Source organism: Niveibacterium sp. COAC-50, assembly GCF_013184235.1.
GTDB lineage: Bacteria > Pseudomonadota > Gammaproteobacteria > Burkholderiales > Rhodocyclaceae > Niveibacterium > Niveibacterium microcysteis.
Genome location: NZ_JABCJM010000002.1, coordinates 214,638 through 232,431, shown reverse-complemented (window position 1 = coordinate 232,431; position 17,794 = coordinate 214,638). Strand labels below are relative to the sequence as shown.

Below are 17,794 nucleotides of genomic sequence, written 5' to 3'. Positions count from 1 at the left end.
GCGCTTCAGGCGGTACGCACGTAAACCGCTGCCTCGCCGGCGTCGCCGCCGTGTTCGGGGGTGTTCTGCGGTCGCAGGTGTTCCAGCACAAAGCCGCAACGCTCTGCCAGCGCGCGGCTGCGGAGGTTGCGTGCGTTGGTGACGATTTCCAGTCGGCGAGCATGGAGCGTGTGCAAGGCCAGGTCGCGGATCGCGCGGACTGCTTCGCTCAGGTAGCCGTGGCCAAGGCTTGGCGTATGCCCCCAGTAGCCGATCTCGAACCGTCGCGCGAGCCAATCGAAGCGGTGAAGGCCGCAGGCACCGACAAGGCGATCCTCGGTACGGTGCCGGATCAGGAAAGTGAAGTCTTCGCGCAGGACGAACTGTGCTTCGGCGCGCCGGCAGAAGGTTTCGAAGCTCTCCAGCGTTGGCTCCGGCACTGCCCACGGCAGGTTTGCCGGCCACTGGCGCAGCGCCACCAACGAGTCGCACACCGCTTCCATGACGGCCGCGCCGTCGCCCGCGCGGGGCGGGCGCAGCGTGAGGCGCGCCGTGTCGATCTGCCCGGGCATGTCGAGCAGAACCGGCGCGCGGCTCACTTGCGTGGCGCGCCCTTCTTGGCCTGTTCCACTTCCACCGCGCGCAGCCGCGCTGCGCACTTGTCCAGCACGCCATTCACGAAGCGGTGCCCTTCGGTACCGCCGAAGTTCTTTGCCAGCTCGATGGCTTCGTTGAGGATCACGCGATACGGCGTTTCGGGGCAGTGCTTCAGTTCGTACACGCCGAGCAGCACGATTGCGCGTTCGATCGGTGAGAGTTCCCCGATCGGGCGATCGATGTGCGGCACGAACTCGGCTTCAAGTTCGCTGGCGTGCTCGGTCGCGCCGGTCAGCAGCGCGCGCAGCAGGATGCGATCGGAACGCACCCAGTCGCCGGCGGTTTCTTCCGAGATCTCAAGGTGTTCCTCGATCATCGGAACCGAATTGCCGGTCAGCTGCCACTGGTACAGGCCTTGCAGCACCAGTTCGCGCGCCAGGCGGCGCGGCGTTTTGTTCGGGGTTGGGGTGTTCATGCGCGGAGTGCCTTTTGCAGGTTGGCCATCTCGATCGCCGCCTGAGCGGCCTCGGTGCCTTTTTGATGCATGCGGAATTCGGCCTGGTTGTCATCCTCGGTCGTCAGCACGCCGTTCGCGATCGGGATGCTCTCGTCGAGCGTCACTCGCGTGATGCCGGCGCCCTGTTCGTTCGACACCAGTTCGAAGTGGTAGGTCTCGCCGCGGATTACCGCGCCGAGCGCGATCAGGGCATCGAAACGGCCGGATCGTGCCATCGTCTGCAGCGCCAGCGGGATCTCGAGTGCGCCCGGCACGGTGGCGATCTGGATCGCATCGTGGGCAACACCGCGGTTGATCAGTTCAGTGGTCGCGGCCGACAGCAGGCCTTCGCACACGTACTGGTTGAAACGGCTCATCACGATGCCGACACGCAGGCCGGCGCCGTTGAGGTCGGGGGTGATCTCGGCAATCTTCTCGAAGCGGGGCATGTCAGTCCTTGTAGGCGCCATGCGGGCGCCGTGCGATGTTTGGGTTCAGGCGGTCGGCGCGTCGTAACCAGTGATTTCGAGGCCGAAGCCGGTCATGCTGGGGATCTTGCGCGGGCTTGCGAGCACGCGCATCTTGCCGACGCCGAGGTTGCGCAGGATCTGCGCGCCGATACCGAAAATCCGCGGGTCCCATTTCAGCGCCGGGCGGCGGTTGCTGTCCGGCGTGAGCTTGGCGATCAGTTCTTCGCCGCTTTCGGGCCTGCGCAGCAGAATCAGCACGCCGTTACCGTGCGCGGCAATCCGGCGCAGCGAATCGTCAATGCCGAAGCTGTGGTGACTGCCGGCGGGGTCAAGAAAGTCCAGCACCGAGACCGGCTCGTGCACCCGCACCAGCGCCTCGGTGTCGGGGCGCACATCACCGCGCGACAGCGCCAGATGCACATCGCCCGATACCCGGTCAGCGAAAGCACAGAGCTGGAACGGCCCGTGCGCGGTATCGACGGTCTTTTCGGTGACGCGCTCGATCAGCACCTCGGCCTGGGCGCGATACTCGATCAGATCGCGGATTGCGCCAATCTTTAGGTCGTGTTCCTTCGCGAATTCCAGCAGATCCGGCAGGCGCGCCATCGTGCCGTCGTCCTTGAGGATCTCGCAGATCACCGCCGCAGGCTCGCAACCGGCCAACTGTGCGAGATCGCAACCGGCTTCGGTGTGGCCGGCACGCACCAGCACACCGCCGGGCTGTGCCATCAGCGGGAAGATGTGGCCCGGCTGCACGATCGAATCCGGCGTTGCGTTTCGGGCGACGGCTGCCTGCACGGTGACCGCACGGTCCTGCGCAGAGATGCCCGTCGTTACCCCTTCGGCCGCCTCGATCGAGGTGGTGAAGGCGGTGGAAAAGGGCGAGCGGTTGTCCTTTACCATCAAGCCCAGCCCCAGCTGCTTGCAGCGCTGTTGCGTGAGCGTCAGGCAGATCAGGCCGCGGCCATGCTTGGCCATGAAGTTGATCGCTTCAGGCGTGACATGCTCGGCGGCAAGAACCAGGTCGCCCTCGTTTTCGCGATCCTCTTCATCCACCAGCACCACCATCTTGCCGGCGCGGATGTCTTCGATGATTGCGGTAATCGGTGCCAGGACGCTCATGACTGCCCTCCGCCGGTCTGCATGTCGGAGGCTGACGCCTCTTTTTCCCAGGCCAGCATGCGCTCGACGTGGCGGGCGATCAGGTCGACTTCGAGGTTCACCTTGGTTCCTGGCGTGAGGCGCTTGAGGGTCGTGACTTCAACCGTGTGCGGGATCAGGTTGATCGAGAAATCCGTGCCTTCGATGCGGTTCACCGTGAGGCTCACACCATCCACCGTGATTGATCCTTTGCGGGCGATGTAGCCGGCCAATGCGCGCGGGGCACGGATCACCAGCTCGTGGCTCTCGCCGATCGGCGCGAACTTCAGCACTTCGCCGACGCCATCGACGTGGCCGCTGACCAGGTGGCCACCGATTCGGTCGGCCAGACGCAGCGCCTTCTCGAGGTTCACCTCGCCCGGCTCGGCGAGCCCGACGGTGCAGGCCAGCGTTTCGGCCGACACGTCAAACTGCATCCGCTGGCCTTCCTTCGCGATCACGGTAAGGCAGACGCCGTTGTGGGCGATCGAATCACCGAGCGCTACATCGGAAAGATCCCAGGTGCCAACATCGGTGGTCAGGCGGACGCCTTGGTCGAGCGGGGTCACCGCAACGATGCGGCCGGTTGCGGCCACGATTCCGGAGAACATGCTTCGCTCCGCTTGGAAAAACCGCAATTCTAGCCGATCCGCCGGGGCCGGCACCGATCGCGGCAGGTGCGCGCGCTGAAGCGGCGCCGGGCTTCCCTCCCAATCTTGCGAACTGTGCCGCGGGTAGCCGGGCCGGCGCGCCGCTATCATCGCGCCATGTCCCCCATCCGCCCCTCGTTTGTCGCCGTTGCAGCCTGGGCTGCGCGTGTGTGCGCCGCCGTGCTCGTTCTCTCGGCCCTACCCGCCGGTGCCGCACCGGTTGAAGCCACGCCGTCCGAGCGTGCATGGCTGGCTACGCATCCGGTGATCCGGGTCGGTGTCGCGCGCCAGGACTGGGCGCCGATCGAACAGTTCAGCGCAGAGGGGCGCTACATCGGCATGTCGGCCGACATGCTCGAGCTGATTGCGCGACGCATTGGCGCGACTTACGAAATCCGTGTCGAACGCGACGCCGCAGCGCTGTTTGCCAAAGTGCGTGCGGGCGAGATTGACGTGGTGCCGTCGATCGGTCGCACCGGCGAGCGCGAGCGCTTCATGGACTTCACGCAGCCCTACCTCGACACGCCGGTCGTCATGATCGCCCGGCGCGATACCAGTGGCCTGTCGCCGGACGCCACGCTGGAAGGGCGCACCGTGGCGGTGGAGGAGGGCTATGCCGCGGCCGAGCTGGTGCCGCAGCGCTACCCGCGCGCAAAGTTGCTCAGGGTGCCGACGACGGCGGATGCGCTGCGCGCGGTATCCGAAGCGCGTGCCGACGCTTATTTCGGCGCGCTCGCACCGGCCGAGTATCAGGTCGAACGCGGCTTGCTTTCCAACCTGTCGGTACGCGGCCCGGTGCCGATCGATTCCGGCCTGCGTTTTGGTGTCGGCCGCCAGGCCGCCGCGCTCGCGCCGCTGCTCGATCGCGCGATTGCCTCGATCAGTGCCGACGAACGCGCGGCGGTCGTTCGTCGTTGGGCGCCGGTGCCGCTCCAGCTGGCCCCGGTCGCAACCCCCTTGCAGCTCGACGCAGCCCAGCGTGCGTGGCTGGCCGCTCATCCACGCCTGCGCATCGGCTATATCGCCGACTACGCGCCGCTGATCGAGCGCGGGCCGGATGGCCGCATGCAGGGACTGTTCGCCGACAAGTTCGATCTCCTTGCGCGGCGCCTCGGCGTTGGCATCGAGACCCCGCGCGCCTACACCCTGGCTGACCTGCAGCGTGCACTCGCCACACGCGAGATCGATCTCGCCTTGGGCCTTTCGCGCAGCGCCGAACGCGAAGAGTTCGCGCGTTTCGCCGGCCCGCTGCTGACGACCGCCACCGTGGCGGTCACGCGCAGCGAAGGCGACTTCTTCCACGAGCCGGGGCAGTACCTCGGCAAGGTCGTGGCGATGAAGCGCGGTCATTTCCTGGTGCCGCGGCTTGCGCGCAACTACCCGGGCGTCCATGTCATCGAGTTCGATACCCTGGAGCAGGCGCTCGATGCGGTGGCGCGCGGCGAAGCCGAGGCAAGCTTCAACGACCTGACCGCCGTGGCGCCGCGCCTCGCCAAGGATTACGCCGGCGTGCTGAAAGTGGCCGGCAGCTGGGTCGAGGCGCCGAGCGAGGTGCACATCGCAGTGCGCAGCGATTGGCCCGAGCTGGTCGCGCTACTCGGGCTTGCGCTCGATTCACTGACGCCGGCCGAAGTGCACCAGCTCAATGAACGCTGGCTGGTGCCGAAGTACCGATTCGTGTTGCCGTGGCAGAAGGTCCTGTCGATCGGCCTGCCGGTGCTGGCGGTGCTGGCGCTGGTGATCGGCATCATCGTCGTCTGGAACCGTCGCCTGCAGCGCGAGGTGACTCGCCGGCTGGCAAGCGAGGCTGCGCTGGCTGAGGCGCGCGATGCGGCGCTGGATTCGGCAGACCGCAAGGCCGCCTTCCTGGCTGCCTTGTCACATGAAATGCGCACGCCGATGAACGGTGTGACCGGCATGGTTGACGCGCTGGCGCATGGCCGACTCGACGAAAACCAGCACTATCAGCTGGGCGTGGTGGCGCGCTCGGCGCGGGTTGCGCTGTCGATCCTGAACGATGCGCTCGACTTCGCCCGTATCGAAGCGGGCCGGCTCTCGCTCGATCCGCAGCCGACCGATGTGCGCGCGCTGGCCGAGGATGTCGCTTCGCTGTTTGCGCCGATGGCCGCCGAGCGCGGGCTCGCCTTGCAGCTTTCGGTCGCGCCGCAGGTGCCGCCGCTGGTGCTCGACGGCCTGCGCGTGCGGCAGGTGATGGCAAACCTGGTATCCAACGCAATCCGCTACACCGAACGTGGCGCCGTTCGCCTCAAGCTCGCCGCTGCTCCGCTCACGACGCGTCGCTGGCGCCTGATCGTCGAGGTGGAGGACAGCGGCCCCGGCATTCCCGACAGCGAGCGTCACCGTCTGTTCCAACCCTTCGAGCCGCTCGGCGGACCCGGCTCGCCCGGCACCGGGCTCGGGCTCGCAATCTGCCGTGCGCTGACCGACGCGATGCACGGCCGGCTCGACTACACCGCCGGTGGGCAGGGCGGCAGCCTCTTCAGCTTCACCGTCGAGGCGGATTCGGCCTTGCTGGCATCGGCCGATGAACGCAGCTTCGTCGGCGTCTGCGTTCGCATGGCGGTTGCTGACCCGTTCTGGCGGCAGGAAAGCGAAGCCTGGCTGCGCAACTGGGGGGCGCATGTGGTGAGCCCTGAGGCCCGCGACTTCACCCAGATCACGCTGTCCGACGGCGCCCCCGCGCTCGAGGGCCAACCCAGCGTGAGGCTTACGCGCGACGTCGGTGGCACGATTCGCAGCCTGCGCGGTGCCGTCATCGAATTGGCGGCCGAGCCGCTGCTGCCCTCGCGGCTGCAGCAGGCACTCAGCCGTGCGCTGGACCCCGCACCGTTGCGCGCAGCTGAGCCAGCCGCCGCGCCGCCCGCGAATCGCGTCGTGCTGGTGGTTGACGACGAGCCGTTGAACCTGCGCGTTGCGAAGGAGCTGCTGTCTTTGCTTGGCTTCGATGCGCAGCTGGTCGGCGAATCACAGGCGGGATTCGAGGCCTTCTGCACCGGCACCTACTGCGCGGTGCTGCTGGATTACCGCATGCCGGGTGAGGACGGCATCAGCCTCGCGGCCCGCATGCGCCAGCGCGAGCGCCTGAGGGGGTTGGCGCGCACGCCGATCGCGGCGGTCACTGCAGACGGTAGCGAGACCACCGCCAGCGCATGTGCCGCTGCCGGCATGGACAGCGTGGTACTCAAGCCGCTGACGCTGGAGACGCTGCATGCGGCGCTGACCCAGCTGGGCTGCGCGCCAGCGATGCCGCCGCAAGGTCTGATGGCCGAGGAGGTGCACGATGAGGAGGCGGAGCCCCTCGCCCATCTGGCGGCACTGCTGGGTTCAACCGAGCGGGCGCATGGCATCGCGCAGGGCTTCGTGACGGCCTCGGCCGAAGATCTGGTGGCGCTGCGCGAAAAGCTCGACATCGAAGATCTCGAAGCCGTCCGCTTCCTTGCCCACCGGATCAAGGGCGGCGCCCGCAATGCCGGTTTCGAGCGCGTCGGGACTGCTGCGGCGGAACTCGAGGGTGCTGCCAAGGCGGGCGATGCGGCCGCCACGCGCCGGCTGACGGTGCCGCTGGGCCGGGCGCTCGAACGCCTCCGCCTGCGCCTCGCCGAGATCGAACCGAGCGCCTGACCGCTAGGGCTTGTTCTCGGGCGCGTTGGCGGGCGGGCGCAGCCGGATCGGGCTGGCGAGTTCGGGGTGGTAGCCGACCACGCCTTGATAGGCCTCGGTGATACGCGCCATGTCGGCCGCGTCGTCGCCGCTGAGTGTCATGTAGCCGCGGATGCCGATCGTTCGCGTTGCGAAGTCGATGTAGGCAAGGCCCAGCTGCATGTCGGCCGCGCGGGCGATGCGCAGGAAGCCAGATTTCCAGTGATCCAGGCGGCGCCGCGTGCCCTCCGGCGCCATTGCAAGGATCAGGGTGTCGCGACGGCGGATGTCGGCCGCCAGTGTTTCGATGAAGCCCCCGGTCGCGGCACGATTGACCGGAATCCCGCCCCAGCTGCGCAACAGACGGTTGAATGGGCCGACGAAGATGGTGTGTTTGCCGATCCAGCGCACTGGCCAGCCGCAGGCCCAACGTGCCAGCAGACCGAGCGGGAAGTCCCAGTTCGAGGTGTGCGGATACACGATCAGCAGCACTTTGGCTGCCGTTGGTGGCGGCAGGTCGATGCGCCAGCCGACCAGGCGCAACAAGGTGTGGGCCCAGCGGCGTGGGCGGGGTGCGAGGCTGGGCGCGTGATCGGGCTGCGACAAGGCGTGGGTTCCTGAACTAGGGTGCGCGACTATCCCAGCTTGCGCGCGCAGCGTCCATCGTGCACTGCAACCCGCAAGGCCTGCGCGCTCACCTCGGGCTGGTGGCTTCGATGGGGGCCACTCGCGGCAGGTCGACGGTGAGCCGGGTGCCCTCGCCGAGGGTGGATTCGAGGCTGAGCGCCCCACCCAGCGGGGCTTCGATCAGATTGCGCACGATATAGAGCCCGAGCCCGGTGCCGCCGTGGCCAACGCGCGTGCTGAAGAAGGGCTCGAAGGCGCGCTGCATGATTTCCGGCGCCATGCCGTTGCCGTCGTCCGAGAACACGATCTGCACCCGGTCGGCATCCACGGCCTCTGCGCTCAGCCGCATGTGACCGTCGCTTCGATCGTCAAAGGCATGCAACAGCGCGTTGTTGATGAAGTTGGTGATGACCTGTTCGAGCGGGCCCGGGTAGCTGTCCAGCTCGACGTCCTCCGGCAGATCGAGTTCGAGCTTTTGCGGCACATGGGCCAAACGTGGGCGCAAGGCTGCGACCACGCCCTCGATGGTGTTCTTCAGGTCAAAGCGGCGACGGCGCTCGCTGGTCTGGTCGGCCGCCACTTGCTTGAAGTTGGCCATCAGCTCGGAGGCGCGTCGCGCGTTGTGTTCGATCAGCCCGGCGACTTCGCCCGCATCCTTGGTGAAACCGGCGAGGGTGGATTTTCGCAGGCTGCCGTCTTCGAGCGAGCGGGCGAAGCTGCTGATCCGCTGGCGCAGGCTGCTGGCCAGGGTCAGCGTGTTGCCCAGCGGGGAGTTCAATTCGTGCGCCACGCCGGCGACCAGGCCGCCCAGCGCGGCGAGCTTTTCCGCCTGCACCAGTTGCTGCATCGCGAGCCCCAGCTCGGCGTGCTTGGCGCGCAGTTCTTCGCTGCGGTGCGCGACGCGCATTTCGAGTTCCCGGTTCATGCTCTCCACGCGGGCCTGCAGCGCCCGCTGGGTGCTGACATCGACGACCGAGGACAGGAACATCCGGTGGCCGTCCAGCTCGAGCTGCACACCCGAGAGTTCGCAGACGCGGGGTTCGCCGTCACGTGGCTGGCCGTGCACCTCCATCTGCATCACGCGCCCTTCGCGCGCCACGGTTTCGAGCATTACGTCGCGCTCTGCCGGGTCGAACCAGAGCCCAAGCGCGAGCGTGGACTGGCCGATCGCCTCGTCGGCCTCGATGCCGAACAGCGCGCGCCACGCCGAATTGACCTTGACCAGCACGCGTCGATCGAGATCGGACAGGCTCAGCGCCACCGGGCTGTGCTCGAACAGGGTTTCGAACAGCACGCGGGCCGAATTCGCCGACGCTCGGGCGAGTTCGAGGTCGCTGACATCGGTGGCAGTCACCCGCAGCACGGGTTCGCGTTCCGCGGTCACTTCAAGATGCCCCCGCACCAGCAGATGGCGGCCGCTCATGCTGTCCACCGCGCAGCGTGCCTCGACCGCCACCCCACTGGTGCGCAGCGCGCGCCACTGTGCGATCAGCTCATGCCGGCAACGGCGATTGATGCGGCCGAGCAGGCGACGGATCGGCTGGTCCACCTCGCCCGGCGGCAGGCCGAGCAGTGTGATCATCTGGCTTGAGCAATGGGCCAGGCGCTCGCCCGGCGCCCAACGCATGGAGCCGAGGGCCGCGATGCGCTGCGCTTCGTCGAGATCGGCATGTTCGCGATGGGCCTTGTCCTCGGCATTGCGGCGCGCGGTGATGTCCTGCACCACGCGGATCGTGCCGGAGAAGACTTCGTTGCTGTCGTACAGCGCCACGCTGAGCACATGCAGCCACAGCGTTTGGCCGCGGATCGTCTCGCAGCGGATCTCCTCGCTGCGCGGCGCCACGGTGGCCGGGTCGGCATGGCCGAGCAAATGCTCACCCAACACGGCGGCGGCCATGGCGCCCTGGGCGTTGCGCGCATCGCTGCGGCCGACGATGTCCTCGCGCCGCACGCCGAACAGCCGTTGTGCGGCAGCGTTCCAGAGTTGTACCCGGCCTGCGGCGTCGAGCACGACCAGTGCAACCGGCAACGCATCGAGGATCGTCGCGAGGCGTTGCTCGCTCTCCTGCAGCGCCAGTTCGGCCTGCTTGCGCCGGGTTTCGTCACGCGCGTAGCCGAAATAGCCGGTGAAGTTGCCGTGTTCGTCGTACTCCGGCCGGCCGCTGCTGACGTACCAGCGGAAGTCGCCATCCGGCTTGCGGACGCCGTATTCGAAGTCGTAGTAGGGCTGGTGGGCCTCCACCGTGGCGCGGTGCGTCGCCATTTCCTGCGGGTCGCAGACCAGACCCGGGATTTCCCAGCGGCGGTGGCCGAGCAGATGCTCAACCGGCACCTTGTGGCGCGAGATCGTGCCGCCGAAGAAGCGTACGAAGCGCAGTTCTGCGTCCTGCTCCCACTGCCAGTCGGCGGTGAAGGCGGAAATGTCGCGCAGGCGGTTCAGCTCGCGGGCGCTGAGCTGCTCTTCGCCAGCCGCCGCACGCAGGCGGCGGTGCGCCTGAAACAGGGCCAGCGTTACGGCACACAGCACCAGCGCGAGGCTTGCCACCAGCAGCCAGACTTGCATGCGGGCTCCGACGTGGGGGGAGGGAAAACACATTCTACTGCCCGGTCTACGGCGGGCATGACAACCGACTTGAGGAACCCGACCAACGGCGCACGGCTTGCTGACTGTGGGGCCGTCGGCCCAGAATCCGCCGCGAGGCGGCGCCCACCCGGCGCTACCACCTTTGACGCGAGCCGCCATGAGCCCCAGCGCGAACCCGAACCTGCAATCCCTGACCGACCTGCCGGCGGAATGTCCCGATCTGGCGCAACTGCGCCGGGTGGCCGACAGCATCGCCGACGCCGTGCTGCGCACCGTGCAATGGCAGAACGACATCCTCAGCGAAGAGCTTGGCGCGCCGGTGTGGCTGAAGATGGAGAACCTGCAGCGCACGGGGTCGTTCAAGATCCGCGGTGCGACGCACAAGATGCGCCGCCTGATCGCCGCGCGCCCTGATCTGCGCGGCGTGGTGGCGGTGTCTGCCGGCAATCATGCACAGGGCGTCGCGCGCGCTTCGGCCAATGCCGGTGTCGCGGCGACGGTTGTGATGCCGGTCAACGCCCCGATCACCAAGATCCAGTCGTGTCGGCGCATGGGCGCGACGATCCTGCTGCACGGCGAGAATCTCGAGCAGGCGCGCGAGCTCGCTGATCGCGTGGCGGCCGAGCAGGATCTCGCCTTCATGCATCCCTACGACGACTGGGACGTGATCGCCGGCCAGGCCTCCTGCGGGCTGGAGATGCTCGAAGACTGCCCTGACATGACGGTGGCGGTGGTGCCGCTGGGCGGCGGCGGCCTGCTCTCGGGTATTGCGCTGGCACTCAAGCTGCAGCGGCCCGATATTCGAATCATCGGTGTGCAGACCGAGACGGTCGCCCCCTACCGCCACTTCCTGCAAGACGGCCTGTTCGAAACCTGCGCACCGGGCGCCCACACGATCGCCGACGGCATCAAGGTAAAGGCGCCGGGGCGTTGTAACTCGGCGGTGATCGCACGTTTCGTCGATGAGATCGTGACGGTGGACGACAACGCGATTGCCGAGGCGATTGTCGCAACACTGGAACGAACCCGCACGATCGCAGAGGGCGCGGGCGCGGTGGGGCTCGCGGCGCTGATGCGCGGCAAGGTCAAGCTGCAGCCGAACGACCGCGCGGTGGTGGTGATCTCGGGCGGCAATGTCGACATGACGCTGGTCGGCCGGTCGATCGACTACGGGCTGGCCTCAAGCGGCCGCCTGATGAGCGTGGCGGTAACGATCCCGGACAGCCCTGGCCGGCTTTTGAGCCTGCTCAAGACGGTCGCCGCGCTCGGGATCAACGTGCGACATGTGGAGCACCGGCGCGGTGAGCTGCATGTGCCGGTGGGCAAAACGGAGGTCATTCTGCAGATGGAAACACGCGACTTCGCACACCAGGCCGAACTGATCGAAACCTTTGTCGCTGAAGGCTTGCATGTACGGAACCTGATGGCGGATTGACACGCCGCGGGGCTACCATCGTCCGTCTGCACTGGGGGTGATGGCATGACAAGAACGAACGAACCGAACTGTCTGCGTCTCGAAATGCGCTCGGTGGCCGCCCTGCTGGCGCCGGACGACTCGCCGTTCGCCGGCCCCGCGCTGCATGCGGATGTCGCGGAGCGTTTGCTTGACGAAGCGGATTCGAAGCGTGGCAACGTGCCGCTGCGAATCGAGTTCGTTGTCGACGAAGACCGGCCCGGCGATGTTCAACGGGTGGTCAAGGCGCTGCGCCGCCATTTTGAGGACGAAGCGCTCGCCGCGACGCGCGACCTGTCGCGGGTGATGCGCAGCGGCCGTATCGCGACCGTGATTGGCCTGCTCGTCGTCGCAATCCTGCTCGGCTTCGCGAACACGATCGACCCCGACTCGACATCGCGCTTTGCGCGCGCGGTGCGCGAAAGCCTGACGATCTTTGCTTGGGTGGCGATGTGGCGGCCGGCCGAGTTGCTGCTCTACGACCACATGCCGATACGGCGCCGCCGCGCGCTCTCACTGCGGCTGGCGGCCGCCCCGGTCAGCCTGATCGCACGGGACGGCACAACCGTTGCCTGATCGCCCTCAGTCCTCGGCGGGCGCTTCGTCCCGCACGCGGCGATTGGAGCCCGCGACCACGTCGTAGGCAAACAGTCGGCATTCGATGTCGCCATTCATCAGCGGCGTGCGGCGGCTTGCCTTGAGGCCGATCTTCTTCGGCAGGGCCGGGTCGCCGCTGAAGAAGAAGCACTGCCAGCCGGCAAACGCGTGCTTCAGGTGGTCACCGAGCTTCGGATACCAAGCGGCGAGTTCGCTTTCCTCGCCCTCCGCCGCAAGCGCCGGTTCATCGCGCCGGCCGGCCGCTGCGCGCGGCGCGGTCAGCCGAACGCCGTAAGGCGGATTACACAGCAGCACGCCGCGCGACTCCGGGGCTTCGAGCTTCAGGATGTCGCTGGTGCGGAACTGCGCCAGATCATCCAGCCCCGCCTCGCGCAGGTTGTAGCGCGCTGCGTCCACCGCACGCATGTCGATATCGGCGCCGTACAGGCGTACGTCGTCGGCCGGGCGGCGACGCTGCAGCGCCATCGTGCGTTGCCGTTTCCAAGCCACCGGGTCGAAGCTGTGCAGGCGTTCGAAACCAAAATCGCGCTCTGCGCCCGGCGGGATGTCCAGCGCGATCAGCCCGGCCTCGATCAGGAAGGTGCCGCTGCCGCACATCGGATCCAGCAAGGCCTCGTCGGGCTGCCAGCCGCTCAGTTTCAGGATGCCGGCGGCGAGGTTCTCCTTCAGCGGCGCTTCGTGTTTGGCGCGCTTGAAGCCGCGCCGCGACAGCGGTTCGCCTGAGGTGTCGAGGTACAACGTGCAGGTTTCGGCGGTGAGGAAGGCATATACCCGGATGTCCGGGGCCTCGGTGTTGATCGATGGGCGGCGGCCACGCACATCGCGGAAGCGATCGCAGATCGCGTCCTTCACGCGCAGCGTCGTGAAATTAAGGCTACGCAGCGGCGAGCGGATCGCGGTGACATAGATGCGCAGCGTGCGGTCCACCGAGAAGCACTGCTCCCACGCCTGTTCGCGTGCGAGCGCGTAGATGTCGTCTTCGCTGCGGTAGCCGCGTTCGGCCACGCGCCACAGCACGCGGGTGGCGATGCGGCTCTCCAGGTTAACCCGCCAGCACAGGGCCCAGTCACCGGCAAAGGCAACGCCGCCATGCACCGGCTTCACGTACTGTGCGCCGAGCGCCGTCAGCTCGTCGGCGAGCAAGGGCTCGAGCCCGCGCGGGCAGGGGGAGAAGAAGTTCTCGCTCATCGGCGCGATCTCAGAAGGGTTTGACGATCACGAGGATCACGACGAAGAGCAGCGCGACCGCCGGCACTTCGTTGAAGACGCGGAACCACACATGGCTCTTGGTGTTGCGGCCAGCGGCAAAGTCGCGCAGCAAACGGCCGCAGTAGCCGTCGTAGCCGGTCAGCAGCAGCACGATGAACAGCTTGGCATGCAACCAGCCCTGCGAGAGCCAGACCTTGGCCGCTTCCAGCCCGCCGTAGAAGATCATCGATAGGCCGAAGATCCAGGTGCCGATCATCAGCGGCAGCATGAAACGCTTGAGCTTCTTCGCCATCAGCAACAGGCGATCACGTTCGGTATGGCTGTCGGCCGGCACCATCGCCAGGTTCACATAGATGCGCGGCAGGTAGAACAGGCCGGCGAACCAGCTGACGACGAAGAAGGCATGGATCGCCTTGAGCCACATGTACATCATTGCTTGTTTCCCTTGTGTTGATCGAACCAGGCCCGCGCGTGTGCGAGCCCGGCATCGACGGTCGGATAGCGAAGCTGCACGCGGAGTTCCCGGTGCAGGCGGGTGTTGTCGAGGCGGCGCGATTCGGACATGAAGGACAGCATCATCGGGCTCAGCACGCGCTCGATCTCGCCGCGCGTGGCGCGCGGCGGACGCGGCAGGCCGAAGGTGTCGGCCATGCGGTCGTACCACTCGCCCATATGCAGGTCGGAATCATCGCTCGCATTCCACGCGCGGCAATTGCCGCCACGCGTGAGCGCGGTGATCGCCAGCCGCGCGAGGTCGTCGGCATGAATGTGATTGGTGAACACATCTTCGCTGGCCTGCAGTACCGGGTCACCGCGTTCCAGCCGGGCGAGCGAGAGTCGTTCGGCCGCGTAGATGCCGGGGGCACGTAGGATCGCGAGCTGGCAGCCGCTGCGCCGCGCGAATGCGCGCAGCGTGCGTTCCGCGGCAACGCGGCGTTTGGCACGTGCGGTGCCTGCGCGCAAGGGGCGCGTTTCCCGCACCGAGGCGCCCGCACAATCTCCATACACGCCGGTTGTGCTGATATAGACGAGGCGTGCCGGAAGCCCGCGACGTGCCAGTGTTGCGACGAGGCGGCGGCTGCGCGGATCGCCCTCGCCGCGATCAGGCGGCGGCGCAAAGTGCAGCACGGCCGGCGCAATGCCGGCGAGGCGGCGCAGGCTGCGCGCATCGTCGAGATCGGCGTGCAGCGGCAGCGCCCCCAGGGCGCGCAGCGGCGCGGCCGCTTCAGCACGGCGAACCAGTGCGAATACGCGCGCGCGCTTTGCCAGCAGCGGAATCGCACGTGCAGCGACGTCGCCGCTGCCGACGATCAGCACACGGCGGCGAGCAAGTCTGCCGGCCGGGCGGCGGCCGGTCGTTGCGCGGGCGGGGCGGCGTTTCGGGTTGCGTTGGGCTACCATCCCCGGATTATCGCATTGCCTTCAAGCTCAACACTTCCATGTCTTACCAGGTCAAGCTTCAACCCGCCGGTCTCGAATTTCCTGCCAACCCCGATACCTCGGTCCTGCAGTCCGCATTGGACGCGGGGCTGATGCTGCCCTACGGCTGCCGCGACGGCGCCTGCGGATCGTGCAAAGGCCGGGTTCTGGAGGGGTCGGTGGATCACGGCAAATCGCCGGAGACGACCTTGCCGGTGGCCGAGCGCGAAACGGGCTTCGCCCTGTTCTGCTGCGCCAAGCCCACCTCCGACCTGGTGCTGGAGGTGCGCGATGTGCGCCGCATCACCGACATCCCGATCAAGAAGCTGCCTTGCCGGGTGCAGAGCATCGTGCGCGCCGCTGACGACGTGATCGTGCTGACGCTGAAGCTGCCGGCCAACGATACCTTCCGCTTCCTCGCCGGTCAGTACATCGACTTCCTGCTTGCCGGCGGCAAGCGTCGCAGCTTCTCGATCGCGAATGCGCCGGAGCGCGAGGGCGAGATGGAACTGCATATCCGCCTCGTCGAAGGCGGCAGCTTCACCACCCATGTGTTCAACACCATGAAGGAGCGCGACATCCTGCGCTTCGAGGGGCCGCTGGGGAGCTTCTACCTGCGTGAGAGCAGCAAGCCGATCGTGATGGTCGCCGGCGGCACCGGCTTCGCGCCCATGAAGGGCCTGATCGAACACATGATCGCGACCGGCAATCACCGCCCGGTCACGCTGTACTGGGGCGCGCGCGACCGCGCCGGGCTTTACCTGTTCGACCTTGCCCGCGAGTGGGAAGCGAGCCTGCCCGGGTTCAAGTTTGTGCCTGTCATATCCGATATGCCTCCGGAGGGCTGGCAAGGCCGCACCGGTCTGGTCCACCAGGCGGCGCTGGCAGATTTTCCGGACATGAGCGGCGTGCAGGTCTACGCTTGCGGGGCGCCGCCGATGATCGACGCCGCGCGGGCGGACTTTACGACCCGCTGCGGTCTGCCGGCCGACGCGTTTTTTGCCGATGCCTTTAGCTTTTCGTCCGACAGCAGTTCAACCTGATACCGTGCCGATATGAGCCAAGCCGTACTGATCACCCGCGAACCGGTCGTCAACAAGCAGCGCGCGATCACCGCAAACCGCCTGGTCGTGCATGCGCCCAGTGTGCCGGTGGCCGTGGCGGCGCTGAATGCCTTGTCCGCCAGCTGGCCAAGCAACCATACGGTTTTTGTCAGCCTCGGCCGACTGGTGCCGACCGCCGAGCTGATGGACTGGCAGATGCCGCCCAACACGATGGTCGAGATCCCGGCACCGGCCTTGGCGTACGAGCAGACGAAGGCGCTGATTCCGCAACTGCAGGAAGCGGGCATCAACGTGTGCCTCTCGTGGTACCAGCCGGGCATGGCGCTGCCCGACGGGGCCGAATTCCGCTTCGTGCTGGCCGATGCAAACAAAACGCCCAAGCCCGTGGGCTTCCCCGGCATCGCGATCGCGACCGGTTTGCCCGATCTGCCGGCCTTCGCCACTGCGGTACAGAACGGCTATGACGGCGCTTCTGGCTGGTTCTTCCTGAAAGGCGTCAAGGCGGCGAAGGAACTCGCTCCCTCGCATGCGCAGATCGTCCGGCTGCTGAACCTCGTGCGCAACGAGGCCGAGGTCAAGGAAATCGAGGCGGCGCTGAAGCTTGACGTGGCCTTGTCCTACAAGCTGCTTCGCTACATCAATTCGCCGGCCTTCGGCCTGATGGTCGAGGTGCAGTCCTTCCGCCATGCGGTCACGATTCTCGGCATGGACAAGCTGAACAAGTGGCTGTCGCTGCTGCTGGTGTCCGCGAGCAAGGATCCGCTCGCGCCGGCCCTGATGCAGGCGGCGATTGCGCGTGGCCGCTTCATGGAACTGATCGGCGCGGCCTTCGTCGAGAAACGCGAGGTCGATAACCTCTTCATCACTGGCGCCTTCTCGCTGATCCATGTGCTGCTCGGCACCACGCCCGAAGCGGTGTTGAGCGAAATGACGCTGCCTGAGCCCATCAACGACGCATTGCTGCGCGGCGAGGGGATCTATCGCCCCTTCCTCGATCTCGCGATCGCGTGTGAGCGTCTCGACCCGGCGTTGCTCGGCGAGCAGATCAGCAAGCTGCAGCTCCGCGCGGAGGACGTCAGCAAGGCGCTGGTGGCCGCTGTGGCGTTCGCCGATAGCCTTCAGTTCGGGTGATTGCGATGGAACGTCTATGCCCCGTCCATGCCACGCCGCTCGAATCGCGCGGCAAGCTGTGGCACTGCGAAGCCTGCGCTGCGGATTACCGAGTGCGCGGTGAATGTGCCGACTGCGGCAGCGAGCTGGAAAAGATCGCTGCCTGTGGCGCTAGCAACTGGTGGTGCAACCGCTGCAACGAGCTTAAATCCAAGACCAAGGTAAAGACCGATCTGGTGCGCGCCTGACGCGCCCGAAACAAAAAAGGCCGACGTAGAGTCGGCCTTTTTGCTTTGCGGCGAGACGCTTATTTCTGGCTCAGTACCCACTGCACCAGCTGCTTCGCTTCGGCGTCGTTCACCTGCGGGTTCGGCGGCATCGGCACATTGCCCCACACGCCCGAACCACCCTTCTTGACCTTGTCGATCAGCTTCGCTTCGGCGCCCTTGTCGCCTTTGTACTTGGCGGCAACATCCTTGTATGCGGGGCCAACGACCTTTTTGTCGACAGCGTGGCAGGCCAGGCAGTTCTTGGCTTTCGCCAGGTCGGCGCCCGCGTCGGCAAAGGCCGCGCCGGAAGCCAGCAGGCCAGCGACGGCAACGGCGGTCAGGATTTGCTTCATGTCTCTTGTCCTCTCTCGGATGGTTAGAGCAGCCGGGCCAGTCTAGCGCATCGATTGCGTGAATGACTACCGCCACGGGTGCCGGGGCGGCGATCA

The 17,794-nt window shown here is 66.8% G+C and carries 17 protein-coding genes; 6 read left to right on the top strand and 11 right to left on the bottom strand.

From position 1 onward, the window contains the following. Nucleotides 1-5 precede the first annotated feature (5 nt). The 5 genes from HH302_RS08505 to HH302_RS08485 are packed head-to-tail and all read right to left on the bottom strand — an operon-like array spanning nucleotide 6 to nucleotide 3,293. Nucleotides 6-578 (bottom strand): GNAT family N-acetyltransferase, encoded by a 573-nt coding sequence (locus HH302_RS08505; protein WP_172201304.1) that lies wholly within the window; start codon nucleotides 576-578, stop codon nucleotides 6-8. Beyond that, nucleotides 575-1,051, bottom strand: a complete 477-nt coding sequence (gene nusB / locus HH302_RS08500; RefSeq protein ID WP_172201302.1) for a transcription antitermination factor NusB — start codon at nucleotides 1,049-1,051, stop codon at nucleotides 575-577. The genes HH302_RS08505 and nusB overlap by 4 nt, the downstream gene beginning before the upstream one ends. After that, nucleotides 1,048-1,521 carry a 6,7-dimethyl-8-ribityllumazine synthase gene (gene ribH, locus HH302_RS08495; protein WP_172201300.1) on the bottom strand — a complete coding sequence of 158 codons (474 nt, stop codon included), beginning with the start codon at nucleotides 1,519-1,521 and terminating at the stop codon, nucleotides 1,048-1,050. The genes nusB and ribH overlap by 4 nt, the downstream gene beginning before the upstream one ends. Before the next feature lie 45 nt (nucleotides 1,522-1,566). Then, a complete protein-coding gene (gene ribBA / locus HH302_RS08490; RefSeq protein WP_172201298.1) occupies nucleotides 1,567-2,664 on the bottom strand; it encodes a bifunctional 3,4-dihydroxy-2-butanone-4-phosphate synthase/GTP cyclohydrolase II in 1,098 nt (365 codons plus the stop codon). Next, on the bottom strand, nucleotides 2,661-3,293 hold the full coding sequence (locus HH302_RS08485; protein ID WP_172201296.1) for a riboflavin synthase: 633 nt from the start codon (nucleotides 3,291-3,293) through the stop codon (nucleotides 2,661-2,663). The genes ribBA and HH302_RS08485 overlap by 4 nt, the downstream gene beginning before the upstream one ends. 156 nt (nucleotides 3,294-3,449) lie before the next feature. Between HH302_RS08485 and HH302_RS08480 the strand changes: the two genes are divergently transcribed. Further along, entirely contained in the window at nucleotides 3,450-6,974 is a 3,525-nt protein-coding gene (locus tag HH302_RS08480) for a transporter substrate-binding domain-containing protein (protein WP_172201295.1), read from the top strand. Between the two features lie 3 nt (nucleotides 6,975-6,977). Here HH302_RS08480 and HH302_RS08475 read toward each other — a convergent pair whose 3' ends face one another. Continuing rightward, a complete protein-coding gene (locus HH302_RS08475; protein WP_172201294.1) occupies nucleotides 6,978-7,598 on the bottom strand; it encodes a 1-acyl-sn-glycerol-3-phosphate acyltransferase in 621 nt (206 codons plus the stop codon). 88 nt (nucleotides 7,599-7,686) lie between these two features. Beyond that, nucleotides 7,687-10,182, bottom strand: coding sequence for a PAS domain S-box protein (locus HH302_RS08470; protein WP_172201293.1), 2,496 nt, complete (start codon nucleotides 10,180-10,182; stop codon nucleotides 7,687-7,689). A 178-nt stretch (nucleotides 10,183-10,360) separates the two neighbouring features. Here HH302_RS08470 and ilvA point away from each other — a divergent pair, with 178 nt between their 5' ends. Then, nucleotides 10,361-11,638 (top strand): threonine ammonia-lyase, encoded by a 1,278-nt coding sequence (gene ilvA / locus HH302_RS08465; RefSeq protein ID WP_172201292.1) that lies wholly within the window; start codon nucleotides 10,361-10,363, stop codon nucleotides 11,636-11,638. Nucleotides 11,639-11,683: 45 nt separating this feature from the next. Next, nucleotides 11,684-12,232 carry a hypothetical protein gene (locus tag HH302_RS08460; RefSeq protein WP_172201291.1) on the top strand — a complete coding sequence of 183 codons (549 nt, stop codon included), beginning with the start codon at nucleotides 11,684-11,686 and terminating at the stop codon, nucleotides 12,230-12,232. Between the two features lie 6 nt (nucleotides 12,233-12,238). On the opposite strand, the gene HH302_RS08455 is transcribed toward HH302_RS08460, so the two are convergent. From HH302_RS08455 to HH302_RS08445, 3 genes are read right to left on the bottom strand one after another with little or no spacing between them, the layout of a single operon-like run. After that, nucleotides 12,239-13,462 carry a class I SAM-dependent RNA methyltransferase gene (locus HH302_RS08455; protein WP_172201290.1) on the bottom strand — a complete coding sequence of 408 codons (1,224 nt, stop codon included), beginning with the start codon at nucleotides 13,460-13,462 and terminating at the stop codon, nucleotides 12,239-12,241. Nucleotides 13,463-13,472: 10 nt separating this feature from the next. Next, entirely contained in the window at nucleotides 13,473-13,916 is a 444-nt protein-coding gene (locus tag HH302_RS08450; protein ID WP_172201289.1) for a CopD family protein, read from the bottom strand. Continuing rightward, nucleotides 13,913-14,884 (bottom strand): NAD(P)H-binding protein, encoded by a 972-nt coding sequence (locus tag HH302_RS08445; protein ID WP_172201288.1) that lies wholly within the window; start codon nucleotides 14,882-14,884, stop codon nucleotides 13,913-13,915. Before HH302_RS08445 ends, HH302_RS08450 begins: the two co-directional genes overlap by 4 nt. Nucleotides 14,885-14,922: 38 nt before the next feature. On the opposite strand from HH302_RS08445, the gene HH302_RS08440 reads away from it, so the two are divergent. The 3 genes from HH302_RS08440 to HH302_RS08430 are packed head-to-tail and all read left to right on the top strand — an operon-like array spanning nucleotide 14,923 to nucleotide 17,324. Next, entirely contained in the window at nucleotides 14,923-15,945 is a 1,023-nt protein-coding gene (locus HH302_RS08440) for a CDP-6-deoxy-delta-3,4-glucoseen reductase (protein WP_172201287.1), read from the top strand. A 12-nt stretch (nucleotides 15,946-15,957) separates the two neighbouring features. Continuing rightward, entirely contained in the window at nucleotides 15,958-17,097 is a 1,140-nt protein-coding gene (locus HH302_RS08435) for an EAL and HDOD domain-containing protein (protein WP_172201285.1), read from the top strand. 5 nt (nucleotides 17,098-17,102) lie between these two features. Next, a complete protein-coding gene (locus HH302_RS08430) occupies nucleotides 17,103-17,324 on the top strand; it encodes a zinc ribbon domain-containing protein (protein WP_172201283.1) in 222 nt (73 codons plus the stop codon). Nucleotides 17,325-17,383: 59 nt separating this feature from the next. Here HH302_RS08430 and HH302_RS08425 read toward each other — a convergent pair whose 3' ends face one another. Further along, complete coding sequence (locus HH302_RS08425) at nucleotides 17,384-17,698, bottom strand: c-type cytochrome (protein ID WP_172201281.1); 315 nt, start codon at nucleotides 17,696-17,698, stop codon at nucleotides 17,384-17,386. Nucleotides 17,699-17,794 lie beyond the last annotated feature (96 nt).